The sequence below is a fragment of the candidate division KSB1 bacterium genome (assembly GCA_022562085.1).
Taxonomy (GTDB): Bacteria; Zhuqueibacterota; Zhuqueibacteria; order Oceanimicrobiales; family Oceanimicrobiaceae; genus Oceanimicrobium.
On record JADFPY010000021.1, the window covers coordinates 1 to 14,690 of the forward strand.

Annotated in this window: 14 protein-coding genes; 7 read left to right on the forward strand and 7 right to left on the reverse strand. The window is 43.3% G+C overall.

Annotated features, from left to right (window positions below):
* Positions 1–362: GxxExxY protein (locus IH879_03500; protein MCH7673997.1), on the forward strand; the 362-nt coding region annotated here is incomplete at its 5' end.
* Positions 363–618: 256 nt separating this feature from the next.
* Complete coding sequence (locus IH879_03505; GenBank protein MCH7673998.1) at positions 619–2,319, forward strand: Ig-like domain-containing protein; 1,701 nt, start codon at positions 619–621, stop codon at positions 2,317–2,319.
* Here IH879_03505 and IH879_03510 read toward each other — a convergent pair.
* The 3 genes from IH879_03510 to IH879_03520 all read right to left on the reverse strand — a co-directional run bounded on the left by IH879_03510 (position 2,309) and on the right by IH879_03520 (position 5,236).
* Positions 2,309–2,551 carry a hypothetical protein gene (locus IH879_03510; GenBank protein ID MCH7673999.1) on the reverse strand — a complete coding sequence of 81 codons (243 nt, stop codon included), beginning with the start codon at positions 2,549–2,551 and terminating at the stop codon, positions 2,309–2,311. The genes IH879_03505 and IH879_03510 overlap by 11 nt on opposite strands.
* A 65-nt stretch (positions 2,552–2,616) precedes the next feature.
* Positions 2,617–4,554, reverse strand: a complete 1,938-nt coding sequence (locus IH879_03515) for a response regulator (protein ID MCH7674000.1) — start codon at positions 4,552–4,554, stop codon at positions 2,617–2,619.
* Between the two features lie 370 nt (positions 4,555–4,924).
* The gene (locus IH879_03520; protein MCH7674001.1) at positions 4,925–5,236 is read right to left on the reverse strand and encodes a response regulator; all 312 of its coding nucleotides are present in this window, start codon (positions 5,234–5,236) and stop codon (positions 4,925–4,927) included.
* Positions 5,237–5,743: 507 nt separating this feature from the next.
* On the opposite strand from IH879_03520, the gene IH879_03525 reads away from it, so the two are divergent.
* Positions 5,744–7,006, forward strand: coding sequence for a tetratricopeptide repeat protein (locus IH879_03525; protein MCH7674002.1), 1,263 nt, complete (start codon positions 5,744–5,746; stop codon positions 7,004–7,006).
* 195 nt (positions 7,007–7,201) lie between these two features.
* On the opposite strand, the gene IH879_03530 is transcribed toward IH879_03525, so the two are convergent.
* The gene (locus tag IH879_03530; protein ID MCH7674003.1) at positions 7,202–8,989 is read right to left on the reverse strand and encodes a sulfite exporter TauE/SafE family protein; all 1,788 of its coding nucleotides are present in this window, start codon (positions 8,987–8,989) and stop codon (positions 7,202–7,204) included.
* A 221-nt stretch (positions 8,990–9,210) separates the two neighbouring features.
* On the opposite strand from IH879_03530, the gene IH879_03535 reads away from it, so the two are divergent.
* The 4 genes from IH879_03535 to IH879_03550 are packed head-to-tail and all read left to right on the forward strand — an operon-like array spanning position 9,211 to position 12,662.
* Positions 9,211–11,640 carry a penicillin acylase family protein gene (locus IH879_03535; protein ID MCH7674004.1) on the forward strand — a complete coding sequence of 810 codons (2,430 nt, stop codon included), beginning with the start codon at positions 9,211–9,213 and terminating at the stop codon, positions 11,638–11,640.
* A complete protein-coding gene (locus IH879_03540) occupies positions 11,637–11,987 on the forward strand; it encodes a hypothetical protein (GenBank protein ID MCH7674005.1) in 351 nt (116 codons plus the stop codon). Before IH879_03535 ends, IH879_03540 begins: the two co-directional genes overlap by 4 nt.
* Positions 11,988–12,045: 58 nt before the next feature.
* Positions 12,046–12,276, forward strand: a complete 231-nt coding sequence (locus tag IH879_03545) for a type II toxin-antitoxin system Phd/YefM family antitoxin (protein ID MCH7674006.1) — start codon at positions 12,046–12,048, stop codon at positions 12,274–12,276.
* Positions 12,273–12,662: a type II toxin-antitoxin system VapC family toxin gene (locus IH879_03550; protein ID MCH7674007.1), complete on the forward strand. Its 390-nt coding sequence runs from the start codon at positions 12,273–12,275 to the stop codon at positions 12,660–12,662. The genes IH879_03545 and IH879_03550 overlap by 4 nt, the downstream gene beginning before the upstream one ends.
* Positions 12,663–12,690: 28 nt before the next feature.
* Here IH879_03550 and ddlA read toward each other — a convergent pair whose 3' ends face one another.
* The 3 genes from ddlA to IH879_03565 are packed head-to-tail and all read right to left on the reverse strand — an operon-like array spanning position 12,691 to position 14,423.
* Complete coding sequence (gene ddlA, locus IH879_03555) at positions 12,691–13,797, reverse strand: D-alanine--D-alanine ligase (protein ID MCH7674008.1); 1,107 nt, start codon at positions 13,795–13,797, stop codon at positions 12,691–12,693.
* Positions 13,794–14,204 carry a type II toxin-antitoxin system VapC family toxin gene (locus IH879_03560; GenBank protein MCH7674009.1) on the reverse strand — a complete coding sequence of 137 codons (411 nt, stop codon included), beginning with the start codon at positions 14,202–14,204 and terminating at the stop codon, positions 13,794–13,796. Before IH879_03560 ends, ddlA begins: the two co-directional genes overlap by 4 nt.
* Before the next feature lie 3 nt (positions 14,205–14,207).
* Positions 14,208–14,423 (reverse strand): DUF2281 domain-containing protein, encoded by a 216-nt coding sequence (locus IH879_03565; protein ID MCH7674010.1) that lies wholly within the window; start codon positions 14,421–14,423, stop codon positions 14,208–14,210.
* Between the last annotated feature and the right edge of the window lie 267 nt (positions 14,424–14,690).

Below are 14,690 nucleotides of genomic sequence, written 5' to 3' on the forward strand. Positions count from 1 at the left end.
TTTATGAACTCAAGACGGTGGGTAAGCTGAACTCAGAACACGAGAAACAAACTCTTAATTATTTGCTCTTGCTCGGATTGCAACATGGAAAGCTCATTAATTTTCGACCCGCTTCTGTTCAAAAACGTTTTGTATCAACAACATTGCTTCCTAACGACAGGTACGATCTTACTATTGATGATAGGCAATGGTTTGAATTAGATGAAGATAGTATGTTGCTTAAAGAGTTGATAATGGAATTGCTAACAGATTGGGGAGCCTACCTTGAAACGAGTTTGTTTTATGAAGCAATCTGTCATTTTCGATCGGGTGAAGAGAATATTGTCAATATATTGATATTGTCCGCAATGGAACCAAGTTAGGGAAACAAAAAATTCACTTACTGAACCAAAAGAGCGCATTTAAATTAACAGCAATAAGTAAGGGAATAGATAGCTATGAACAGCATTTACGTAGATTTATTAAGCTCACAAATCTTGACGTTATCCAATGGATTAATTTTAATCACAATCTAATTATTTTCAAAACCATATTTCAATCATAAATAATTATTCTGCCGACTCATCATTCTGCCAATTTTTATGATTTGTGTCAAAATAAAATAAGTATAGGATTGATTTGACAAATAAATTCTTTTTATTATTTACGATAACGGTGCTTTTTATTTACAGCTGCGCCAGCCAGGTCCCTCCCTCCGGCGGCCCGTTGGATAAAACTCCGCCCACTATTATAAAGGTCATCCCGGAAAATAAGTCGACTCTGGTTCCTTTAGATCAACCAATCGAGTTCGAATTCAGCGAGGGAATGACCCGCAAGGGTTCCGAGAAAGCTGTGTTTATTTCGCCGGATCCCGGAGACCGGGTTAAACTCAGATGGAAGGGGCGCAGACTTCGCATTGAGTTTAGCGACTCACTTAAGATCAACCGGACGTATGTCATTACGCTGGGGACTGATCTCAAGGACGCGCATAACAATTCCCTAACTGCATCTCATACCCTGGCTTTTTCCACTGGGCCGGAACTCAGCGATGGTAAAATGAGCGGCCGCGTGTTTACCGATGAAAAAGCCCAGGGAATCCTGATTTGGGCATACATTCTTGAGGAAAGTAAAGACCCGAATCCCGGTCAAAAGGGCGGCGATTACATTACTCAAACCGACGCCCAGGGAAAGTTTGAGCTTACCAATCTCTCCGAAGGGCTTTACCGCTTATTTGCTATTCGTGATGTGGACAACAACCGTTTTTATGAGACGGGCCTTGATGGAATCGGAGTGGCGTCTCGAGATATTCTGCTCACTAAAGATAGTTTGGCAGTTTCGGACATCAATTTTAAAGTCGTTACAAAAGATACGATCGGTCCGGCGCTGCTTTCGGTTTCAGCTCTGGACAATTCTCATTTGACGCTAACATTTGATGAAGAATTATCCCCGGAAACCGTTGATGATATCAATCATTACAAAGTGCGCGTGAAAGAATCGAAGTCTGAGGATACACTTGCCATTCGTTTCGCCTACTTAAATGCATTAGATCAAAAAGAGGTTGCGATAATCACCGAGACTCAAACACCAAAAATTGAATATGAAATAGAGGTTCAAAATCTAACAGATCTATATAAAAATCTCGTCGATTCAAAATTTAATTCGGCGGAGTTTGTGGGCAGCGCTTTGCCCGACACGTTTAAACCGAAAATTGTCTCAACAACTCCTGCTGATAGCACTCGCGCGATTTCCCTAAATTCTATGATAGATGTTTACTTCGATGAACCGATGAACCGCGAGACATTCGAGCTGAGTTTTTATCTTCGGGATTCCACCGGTCTTGCTGTTCCCGGAACATTTGTTTGGCCGACGCCGGCCTCAGTTAAGTTTAAGCCGGCGAAATCTTTGCAGAGTTTAGTCACTTATCGGGCGATCGTTAAACTTGACTCCGTTTTTGATCTCGCTGGAAATGCTGCGGCCGATAGTACTTTTCAAATCCATTTCACTACTTTAAACGCCGACACACTTTCTTCGCTTTCAGGGACTGTGGTTGACCCGGACTCAACGGCAAAAGGCAGGATATTTTTGAAGGCACAACAGAATGCCAAAGATGGGCAAACATACGAGATTCAATTGAGTGAGCCCGGGCCGTATGAGTTTAGCGGAATTTTGCCCGGCACTTACTCTTTAGAAGGGTTTCGAGATCAAGATAATAATGGAGAATATAGTTTTGGTCAGGCGTTTCCGTTTCAACCGGCGGAACGGTTCGTGGTTTATCCGGACACCCTAAAGATTCGAGCCCGTTGGCCTAATGAAGGAAATGATATTGTTTTTAAGCAATGATTTCAAGAGTCATGTCATTGCTTACCTGTCCAAAAGGATAACGAATAATAAATGATGTCATTTCTGTGAAGCAGGTTTGTCGCCTCATGTCTTCTCTTGTCTCACAACAAGCCATAAGCCCAACCAAACCACAAAACCCAGGTCGCCATCCACGCCCGCAACTATCCTCACGCGGCATTTTTTTATCCTGTAAAAAGCCGCTGCGTGGCCGCCCCATTAAAAAGTTGCCCAAAACACTCCCTTTGTCTCGTCAGCTACGCAATTAGCCATTTTTGTGCCTTGAGAAATAATCTCTCCTTAGTTCTTGAAGGCTTTAGTTAAATGCGTTAGTATTACTTTTTGTAGTATTTTAGTCAGCTGACTAAGTTCATAAGGCTTGGGAATAACTGCGGTAAATCCATGCTGTTTATACTCTGACATGACTGGATCGTTGGAATATCCACTTGAAACAATCGCTTTAACTTGAGGTGCGATTTCATGAATTTTTTGAATCGTTTCCGCACCTCCCATTCCACCGGGAACAGTTAAGTCCAAAATAACCGCATCAAAGGGACGTTTAAACTTGTTAGCTTTTTTGACTAAGTTGATTGCCTCAACACCATCGGCAGCAGTGGTCACTTCATATCCCAATTTACTTAGGAGTTTTGTCGCGATATCCGTGATTGATTTCTCATCATCCATCACCAGAATCCTGCCCTTGCCCGGAATAATCTTTTCTTCTCGTTGGTTTCGAGAGCGAACTTTTTTTTCTGAAGCCGGAAGATAGATGTAAAATGTTGTTCCGACTCCTACCTCTGATTCAGCCTGTATGTAACCGTCATGATTTAGGATAATCGAGTAGGTAGTCGCCAATCCAAGTCCACTGCCTTCAGTTTTAGTGGTAAAATAGGGATCGAAGATTTTGTCGAGGTTTTCCGGCGGGATGCCCTCGCCATGGTCTTGAATCGTTATCTTCACATATTTGCCGGGGTTGAGAGGGAGGCTTTCATTTTGTTTTATGACTGTGTTTTGAGCTTCTACGCTAATGACTCCACCCTTGGGCATGGCCTGATTGGCGTTGATGAATAAATTGTTCAGAGCCTGGCCGATCAGCCCTTGATCAATTTCAACTGGCCAGAGATCGGTTTGAAGATTGTTTTCGCAGCGGCTGTTGGCGCCACTTAGGGCAAACTGAGCCGCTTCAAAAATCAGGTCGGAGATAGCTGCAGATTTCTTAATAGGTTTCGCGCCTTTTGCAAAGGTGAGAAACTTTTTCGTAAGGTCTTTCGCACGATAGGAGGCCATTTCGATTCTTGCCAAATTTTCCAAAACTTCACCTTCACAACCCTGCCTCATCTTTGCAAGTTGAGCATTTCCCAAAATAACGGTTAGAAGGTTATTGAAATCGTGGGCGATACCGCCTGCCAGAATGCCGAGGGATTCAATTCTACTGGCTTTTTGTAGCTCTCTTTCTACTTTCTGTGATTCGGTAACATCACGAAAAGCCACAACCACCCCGATGATTTGATTGTCTTTGTCATGAATGGGTGCGCTGGTATCAGCTATGTGACGCTCGTGGCCATCTTTGGATAAAAGGATAGTATGATTTTCCAGCTTGACAGTGCGATTTGATGTTAGTACTTGCTCTACCGGATTCTGGCACGGTTCGCGCGTGCTCTCATTTAATATATTGAAGACCCGGGTCAGGGGTTTGCCGACTGCTTCTGTTAAACTCCAGCCGGTTAGTTTTTCAGCTTCTGTATTCATCAATTCGATGTGACCATTCTTGTCTGTTGTAATCACACCCTCGCCGATGCTCCGCAAAGTGACTCCCAGGCGTTCTTTTTCAGCGTAAAGAGCTTTTTCGGCTTGCTTGCGCTCGAGTGCATAGCGGAGCGAACGCTCCATAATAGTTGCGTCAATCCGGCCCTTCACTAAATAATCTGCTGCACCTGCTTTCATCGCCTCAACGTCAATATGATGATCACCTGCACCGGTTAACATAATAATTGGTGATCTGCAGCCATGTTCAAGCGCTTCGTGCAAAAGGTCCAGACCGTTATGTTCACCAAGGCGGTAATCGAGGAAATAGACCTTGTGCCGTTGCTCGCTCATCGCCTGCCGTGCGTCTCCATATTCCGCCACCCAGTCCAGTTCAACTGCCGGTTTTTTGATTTTAGAGAGTATGTTGCGAGTGATATGGTAGACCTCTTCATCATCTTCAATTAAGAGAACATTGATTGGCTTGCATTCCATGTTAATCTCCCTATCCGAACCAGCCGGGAATGTGAAGTATTGTTATTGAGTTAACATTTGGCGCCGCATTAGCAAACAGCTTTACCTTGCAATTAGGCAAGAAATAAAAATAAGAAAACGGAGCCAAAAAGAAAGCGTTGTGACGCTAACTTAATTGGCCGGTCTTTTTTTTTACAGCCGTTACGAGCAAGAAACAAATGAAATGGCAAACGGCAGGTGATTCTCCACTAATGAGGATAAATTACCTCAAAAGTAGAACTACCCCGTGACCTCAATATTGGGTGATGAAATTTTTCCCGGTGATTGGTTGTGAAAACAAGGGTTATAGGATGGTGGGTGAATTTGAACTCTAATTGACTCCTAGGCCCGATCACCCTTTTCCCGGTGGCAAATCAACCACCGCAAACCAATATTTACCCAGGTCTTTAATTGCCTCTACCAATCCATTAAAGGTTACTGGCTTGCTGATAAATGAATTTGCCCCCAGGTCGTATGAACGAAAGATGTCTTCTTCTGCCTGGGAAGTCGTGAGCACCACGATCGGAATTTGCCGCAGCGCCGGATCGGACTTAATCTCCTTGAGCGCTTCACGACCATCTTTTCTCGGCATGTTCAGATCGAGAAGGATCAGGCCGGGGCGTGGCGCATTGCGATATTGCCCTTTCTGATGCAGATAGTCCATCAACTCCACCAAAATATGTTTTGTTTATTCATAATTTCTTGCCAGGGGGATAACCGGCTCAAATATGAGACATTACTTTCTGCAATATCTTAGAATTTTACGCAAGGATAGGAAATATAAGTGATCAATATTTTTTAGCCAAGAAAACTTGATTCTTTTGCAAGAATTTAATTTTAATATTAACATAAATTTATTTGTGAATAAATTTGTTACATATGACTAAAATGGCCTTCTTCCTTAACCATTCTGAGAAGATAGTTTCAATAAAAAATGGGCTTCGACTATCTCTGCAGAATTTAGTGGCTATTGTTTAACAAGCTACATTGCAAACTCTTAATTATTATTTGCGCCAGTGAAAAATTTTCATAATCAATTCTTTTCTCATCAAAAAATTTGAAAAATGGAAGACACTCGGAGGATAATTTTTAGGCCTTGCAATTTTGTACTTTTTTGGTTATAATTTGCAGCAATTCAATAATCTACGAGGTGTTTAAAATGGAGAGTCTTATGAAGAAATGGATTTTATGTACGTTACTTACATTCACAACGGCATTGGCTGCGCCCGACGAGCAATCCGATTACACAAGTTATATCGGCGCGCTTGAAGATCTCAACCATAAAGAGTTCTCAAAAATAATCATCAAAGAAATAAATGAATATCTGCACCGGTTCCCTGCCGCCGGGAATCTCGATGACATTCACTTCAAGATTGCCACGCTTTATTCTGATCGGAAAGATAAGGTTCGTTCTTTTTTCACCAATTTGGAAGTGATTTACCTTTATCCAAATTCAAGCCATATTCCGGTGGCAAAAGACCGGGTTAGAGCCCTGCTGCTTAAGGAAAAGAAGTTTAGGGCGCTGCAGGACAAAATGGAGACTGTTGTAAACCCGGCAACGAGAGATTCCACCAAAGAGAGCGCTTACTTTGCCTTTATAAGCGACATGGTTTCTTATGACCTAAAATCGACCCGAAAATTAACCATTGGGGCCTGCGAAAATTTTTTGCAAACCAATCCTGAAATGCCGCGCGCGGATGCCGTGCTATTCTGGAAAGCGCAGTTACTTGAAAAAGAGAAACAAGCTCCCCGGGCAATTGCCGAATTGCTGAAACTGACTTATTTATATAACAAGAGCATTTTTGCAACCGCCAGTAAATTGAAAATGGCGGAGCTTTTTACTGATCGGCTTAAAATGCATGATAAGGCTATTTTAGCTTTGGAGGAATTTATTTTAGAGTTCCCTGAGGATCCGCAGGCGCCATATGCCCAATTTAAGATGGCCCGGATTATCGAAAAGAAGAAAAAGAAGCACCTCGAGGCCCTCGACGCTTACAAAGCGGTGGCTGAAAAATTTCCCAAGAGCGTCGAGGCGGTGCCTGCACTTTTCGAGGCGGCCCGGCTTTATGAGGATAAGTTTAAGGAATATAATCAGGCGATTCGAATCTACACGGAAGTGGTTAGAGACTTTCCGGAAGATATTAAAGCCCCACATGCTTTGGCCGAAGCCGCGCGGATTTATGAAAAGCGCTTAAAAGATTATTTTAATGCGGCAAATGTTTACTTTAAAGTTTACGGCCACTACCCCGAAAGCAATATCGCTGCCGAATCTCTGTTTGCTGCGGCAGATATTAATGAGAAAAGATTAAAAGATTATGAGAAAGCTATCATGTATTATCGATTTGTTGTTGACCAGTACCCGGATAAGAAGGTCGCTTCGAAAGCAATCAAACGAATTGAGAAGTTGTCAAAAGATTTGGCAAATAATAAATGATACTTTATGAAATACTTATAGACTGGCAATTTCTATTTCCTGGTACTATTAATTAACGGGATCTAGTGCTAAGTCTTGTTACTTCAAAACATTTGCAATTGAACTACCATACCAGGAGTAATGCTAGTGAACATCATGAGAGTATTATGAAAACTATTGGGAAGAAGTGAAAAGTGACTAAATTAACGCGTTAGACTATTCGTTCCTATTCAAGGCGCCTTCCATGATTTCCAAAAACTCTTCGGTTGAGAAATTAAGCAGCTCATCAGTGAACCTGCGGTGCTCATTTCCACTTCCATCAATTAAAATAATTGTCGGCACGCCATGAACTTCATATTTCGTTCTTAAATCTTTCACTCCCAGAGATTTTTCTTTCGTCAGGTCGGCTTTCAACGCTAAAAATTTCCCCGACTTCTCAATAATTGCCGGCTGGGTAAAAAGTTTCTTTTCAATTTGTTTGCACGGAATACACCAGTCGGCATAGAAGTCTATCAGGATTGGCTTGTCCTCATTAGCGGCTTGAGCAACCAGCTGCTCATCGTAGGGTTGCCAGTTAACGTGCTCGGTGTTGGCGTCCGTCCAGGCCGAAACCGAAGTCCAAACTCCCAAAAGAATCATCAAAGTACCGATGGCAGGTTTGAGTCCTTTAAACCAACCGAAACTTGCCGTGGACTTATCGAGAAATCCGACCAAGATGCCGCCCAAAACAACTGTAGCCGTGAAGATGACCGCATAAATAAAGTTCGAAATAAGCGGATCAATAAAATAGACGGCCATCGCAATCATGACCACGCCAAAGACTTTCTTCACCCAAACCATCCATTCTCCGGAGCGCGGCAGGTTCTTGATTGAACTGGAAAATGTGCCAAGGAAAATATACGGGAATCCTAAACCGAGAGATAAAACAAAGAAAAGCAAAAACCCGGTAAACGGGTCGCCCTTGGCCGCCACGTAGGTCAAAAGGCTGAGTACAAATGGCCCGATACAAGGCGCCGCGACAATACCGACTGTTAACCCCATAAAAAGCGAACCGATGACGCCCTGCCTTGATCCGCCGGCCATGTTTGACAGGAAAGCAGGAACCCGGATTTCAAATGCTCCGAACATGCTGGCCGCAAACACTAAAAAAACTCCGGCGATTGCAACTAAGACAAGAGGATTTTGCAGGGAAGAACCGAGCAGCCCGCCGGTCATGGCAGCGACAACGCCTAAAACCGAATAGGTAATCGACATACCGAGGACATAAATCAGCGCCAGAAAAAAAGATTTGCTGATTTTTCCGGATGCTTGGCCGACAAAGAAGCTGATCGTGATAGGAATGATTGGGTAAACGCAGGGCGTCAGGTTGAGTAATAAGCCGCCAAGGAAAATAAAACTAAGTGTTAAAACAAGCCCCCTCTCTGATATAAGGTTGCTGATTTCATTAGTTGAGCGTTCCCCCGCCAGTTGACTCAATTTAATTTCAAATTCACTTTCATTGATTTGCTTTACCGGCGTCCCGGCGCCAACAATTGAGGCAACGATTTCGAACGATTTCGAGGTCGGAATTAGACACATGACATCGTTACACGCCTGGTAAGAGAAATCTCCGGAGATTTTTAATTCACCTGGTATGATACCTTCGGAAACTTTTGCTTTCGTCCAAAAGACCACGTCCCCTTCATAAACAGAAAGTGGCGTTTCGGAAAATTCGAATTTCAGCATTTGGCCTTCGGGGTAATAGACCTCGCCGAATTCAAAGCCATCTATTTGTGCAAATTCAACCTTGGTTGGAATAAGAAATTCGTCCGCTGGCTTGCGCGAATTGATGTGCCACTTATGCTCAATCCTGGCTTTAACGCCAATTTTAAATTCATCGCCGGGCCGGATTTTATCGACTGACAGAAAGGCTTCGACGCTTAAAACTTCCTGCTGGCCAAACTGGGCGTTTAATGAATTTATGCAAAGTAAAAGAAGTGCAAAAGTTGTGATGATCTTTTTCAATTTTAGATTTCCCTTCGGTTGCTCAGAAACGAACTTTAAGATAAATATTGGTAATATACAATTTCTAACCAAAGAATCAAAACTTATAACAACATAATTTCTATATTTGTTTCCAAGATCAAGAGTGATTTGAAAAACTTGCAACTTTGACGGTCACTATGTATTTTCAGGCGTCTGAGGCATTTCTAAAGTAAGGTTTAAATTTCAATTTTAGAGGTTGAATGCGCTGGTTTAAATTCATTCTCACATTTGCAGCGACATTGGGGCTAGTGATTGCGCTCGACACAAAAATAGGTTTAATGCCGCCGCTGGGCAAATTCCTCGATCCATTTCAGGGCTTTTGGCAAAACGCTGAAACCGATAGGGGAGGAGGCACTCAAACATTGCATCTTCCAACCCTTAAGGCGCCGGTGTCTATTTTATATGACGATCGTCAAATCCCCCACATTTTTGCTAAAAATGATCACGACCTTTACTTCACCCAAGGTTATGTAACTGCAAAAGATCGCCTTTGGCAAATGGAGTTTCAGACACATGCGGCAGCGGGCCGGCTTTCCGAAATCGTTGGTGAGCGAGCTTTGGAATACGACCGTTTTCAGCGGAGAATCGGGATGCTTTCTGGCGCCCGAAATGCGCTTAAGGCAATGGAAAAAGATCCCGTGATTCGTGAAGTAGTTTTAGCCTACACTGCGGGTGTGAATGCTTTTATAGAAACATTAGACCCAAAAGATTACCCTGTCGAGTACAAAATCCTGGATTATGCCCCCGAACCCTGGACGACCCTCAAATGCGCTTTACTGCTCAAATACATGGCCTGGATGCTGACCGGATACGCTTCCGACTTGCAGATGAGCAACACCCTGGCGAAGTTTGGTAAGGAAGTCGTCGAAGACCTCTTTCCATATTATCCTGAAAATATGCAGCCGGTCATTCCGGAAGGCACGCCCTGGAACTTTAAACCGCTGCCAGTTAAAAAACCGGCAAGAGAATTTGTACCGAAGATTACCAGCAAGATTTTGCCGTATGAAGCCAATCCGGCAACGGGCAGTAATAACTGGGCTGTGTCCGGCTCAAAAACCGCCAGCGGATTTCCGATTCTGGCAAACGATCCGCATTTGGAAATGAATCTTCCGTCTATCTGGTATGAAATGCAACTGACCAGTCCGTCGGTGAATGTTTATGGCGTTTCCCTGCCCGGTGCGCCAAACATTGTCATTGGTTTCAATGAAAAAATCGCCTGGGGCGTGACGAATGGCGAGGCTGACGTCATGGATTTTTATGAAATCACGTTTAAAGATTCTACCTTGACTGAGTACCGGCATGACCATAAATGGCGGAAGACCAGGAAGGTCGTGGAGGAAATTAGAGTAAAAGGCGCCGGCACGGTTGTGGACACAGTCATTTATACACATCACGGGCCAATTCCATACAATATTAATGAAAAGCCATTTAACCGGCGCGTGCCGGTTTTGCATGCTTTACGTTGGTTGGGACACGACCCCAGCAACGAGGCGCGTACTTTTTATGAATTAAATTATGCTGAAAATTACGGCGATTATGTTGATGCCCTTTCTCATTATATTTGTCCGGCGCAAAATTTTGTCTTTGCCGATACAAGCGGCGATATCGCCATTTGGCACAATGGCAAATTCCCAGCTAAGTGGCGCGGCCAGGGAAAGTTTATTGGAGATGGTTCTGATCCGCTTTACGACTGGCAAGACTGGGTTCCTCACTCGCAAAATCCCCATATTAAAAACCCGTCGCGCGGCTTCGTTAGCTCAGCAAACCAGAATGCAACCGACCTGACTTATCCATATTATTTGAATTGGTACTACGCCTCGCACTATCGAAGCAGCAGGATAAATCAAAGATTGACTGAAATGAAAAAAATCACGCCGGATGATTTCAGAAAATTGCAGCTCGACACCAAGAATCTTTTTGCTGAATCGGTTGTGCCGGCTTTATTGAACATTTTAGACGAGAGCAGTTTGTCTCCCGAAGAGGTAAGGATGTTCCGAAAACTCTCTTCCTGGGATTTTTTTAATGATGCAGATAAAATTGCACCGACTATTTTCAAAAACTGGTGGGGGAAACTTTATGATGCTATTTGGGATGACGAGTTTGGCGGCGAGGGAAGGTATTTTCGGTTTCCTTCGCGGGCGAGGACTGTGCAAATGATTGTAGAAGAGTCGCTGGCAAAATGGTTTGATAATATAAAGACATCCGAAGTTGAAACACTGCCTGATTTGGTGCGAGCAAGTTTCAAGGCGGCCCATTTCGAATTATCCGCTTCGTTTGGCGAAATGAATGAATCCTGGCAGTGGGGCAGGTATAAAGGAACGGATATTATCCACCTTGCCCGAATCCCGGGTTTTAGTCGCCTGGATTTAAATGTCGGGGGGGACTTAAGAATTGTGAATGCCATCGGCAAGACCCACGGCCCCTCCTGGAGAATGGTCGTTGCCCTCGGCCCGGAAGTGAAAGCCTGGGGCATTTATCCCGGCGGTCAGTCCGGCAACCCGGGAAGCCCTCATTATGACGATTTTGTTGACGACTGGGTACAAGGAGAGCTCGCTGAACTGCTTTTTCTTAAATCGGAAGATTCGGAACACCAGCGAATTGTTTCAAAATTAAATTTGGAGGCGAAATGATACTTGCTGCGCTGCTGATTTTGATTTTTAGTTTTATAACAGAAATGCTTTTACCCTGGTGGTCGATAGCGATCGTGGCGTTTGCAATTGGCTTTGGGAAGACACCAACCGGTTGGAAATCATTTTGGGCCGGATTTCTTGGAGCAGGGTTTTTATGGTGGCTGGCTTCCGGCTATATTCACTTTAGAACGGATGGGATTTTGACATCTAAAGTAGGGGAGATGTTGACGCTGCCTTTGCCGATTCTTGTGGTTTTGATTACGGGACTAATTGGCGGTTTGGTAGGAGGGTTGGCGGCAGGCGCCGGATTTCATTTGAGAAAAATCTTCAAAAAAGCCTTGACTTGAATGGACTTAATATTATATATTACTATGGTCATAAAAAGTTAGTCAAAATGAGGTCGTAATGAAAACTATCGCTGCAGGAAATTTCAAAACGCACTGCTTATCACTACTTGATCAGGTAGCTCAAAGTCGTGAGTCATTAGTGATCACTAAGTACGGTAAGCCAGTTGCGAAAATTGTTCCTTACAATGTTAAAAAGGATATCAAAGAAAAACCTCTAAAAGGTAGTGTAATCTATTTCGGAGATCTGATTTCTCCAATTGAAGTAGATTGGGAGGCCAATCAGGGATGATTATTCTTGATACTCATGCATGGCTTTATTGGGTTGACGATAATCTTAAAGAATTTTCTAAGGTCGCATTGGCAGAAATAAAGAAAGCTACCACATTGGGAATTAGTGTGATTTCATGCTGGGAGATTGCTATGCTTGTTGTAAAACAGCGTCTGTCACTAAGTATGGATGTCATGGATTGGATCAGTCAAGCGTTGAGATATCCGGGGACCCGGTTGCTTGATTTAGAACCTGAAATTGCAGTGATGTCAACTCGTTTACCAGGTAAATTTCCGGGAGATCCGGCCGATCAAATTATTGTTGCTACCTGCCTTAGACATGGAGCACCTTTGGTTACTAAGGATGGCAAAATTCACTCTTGGGGAAAGATTAGAACCATTTGGTAGATTTGAGAACTTCTATGCAGGTCACTCCTTATAACTCAAAATTTGTTTTTAATTTTTGCTCCCGTTCAAATCTTTCAATAGCAAGTTGAATGAGTTTGTCGATGAGTTCGGAGTATGGAATACCGCTGATTTCCCAGAGTTTCGGGTACATGCTGATTTTGGTAAACCCGGGAATTGTGTTAATTTCGTTCAGCAAGACTTTGTTGTCTTTGGTCAAAAATATATCTACACGGGCCATGCCTTCACAACAGAGCGCCTGGAAAGCCTTAATCGCCAACTGTTGAATCTGCTTGACCAAGTCCCTGGGGAGTTTGGCTGGAATTTCTAAAAGGGCTCCCTGTTCGTCGATATACTTTGCTTCATAAGAGTAGAATTCGTGTTGGGGTATGATTTCTCCCGGCACTGAGGCAATAGGATCTTCATTCCCCAAAACCGAGCATTCGATTTCCCTGCCGTCTATGAATTCTTCGATCAAGATTTTAGTGTCATAATTGAAGGCATCTTTTACCGCTTCTTCAAGCTCAGTCTGAGTGTGCGCCTTGTGAATTCCCACCGACGAACCCAGGTTTGCCGGCTTCACGAAAACAGGCAGCCCGAGTTGCTTTTCAATTTCCGCAAAATTAGCGGTTTCAATTGAGACGCGGTCAAAGGTGAGAAATTTCCCGATGGGAATCCCGGCATCGCGAAGCAGCCGCTTCATCACATCTTTGTCCATGGCGACCGAGGAGCCCAGAACCCCGGCGCCGACGAAGGGGACATTCGCCAGCTTGAGCAGACCTTGCACGGTGCCGTCTTCGCCAAACGTGCCATGAAGAATCGGGAAAACGACATCGATGGCGCCAAAGGAGGCGTGATCGGTCACGCTGACAATTTCCCTTTCACCGCTTTTTCCCGTGACCAGCGCGACGTTTTTGCTGCTTTTATTGAGTGAAATGAGTTTTGGGTTTTCTGAATTTAGAAGGAAATGCGACTCGTCGTTTAAGTACCAGCGACCCTGTTTGTCAATGCCGATGAGCACGACTTCGTATTTATCTTTGTCGATGGCTTCAACGACGTTTTTAGCGGATTGCAGGGATACCTCGTGTTCAGCAGATTTACCTCCGAAGAGAATACCCACTCGGATTTTTTTACTCATGGATTCAATTGCTTTAAGATCTGAGAAGGTGTTTTTCTACCAAGTTTAGTTTTGTCGAAGTCTTTGTCAAAGCTGACGATAGTCAAGTCATTCAATTCAGCAGCCAAATATTGATAAGCATCATCGAAATCCAGTTTAAACTGATCTATAACCTCAATCAATTGTTTGGAGGCTTCAGGTTTGAGACGAATCAGACTAACAGCTCCATCAATGAAAATATCTTGGGTGAAGCGATCAAAAGCATCGCCGTGGCCAAGATTGGTTATTATTACACCGATTGAATGATAAGTAAAATCCGTAATGAATAATTTATTGGAAGAGATTTGTTGTAGAAAAGATTGAACCTGATGGGATTTATCCTGGTCGAGAATTCTCTCTAACCAGATATTGGTATCGACTAAGAACATGAATCAGTCGCGCCATTCCAAAGCTTTTTTTTGCAACTCCAAAGAAGTGTATTTCTCCTTATAATCCTTTAAAGCTCCTGCCCAGTCTTGGCGCAATGTTGTACTGGTTTTTCGATCTTTTTTTTGCATTAAATTTTCTACGAAATCTTTTACTTCTTCATGGAAGTGAGGTGGAAGATTGTTAACCAACTCTAAAAGTGATTTTGATGAATTACTCATAAAAGTCTCTCAAAATTATTATTTACTTCGTCTGCTTTCTCTTGGTCTAAGATTAGTTCAGGCCAAATATTCGTGTCAATAAGGTACACTAATCGCCCCACTATTCAAGAGCTTTTTTTTTGAAGACTCAAGCGAGGTATATTGATCGCGATATTCTCTCAATGCACCTGCCCAACTCATGCTTATTTTTTTGGAATTTTTCTTTACTTCGGTCGCAAGCAAATATTGAGACAAAATTTCTCACTTCGTTCTGATACTCAGGTGGAA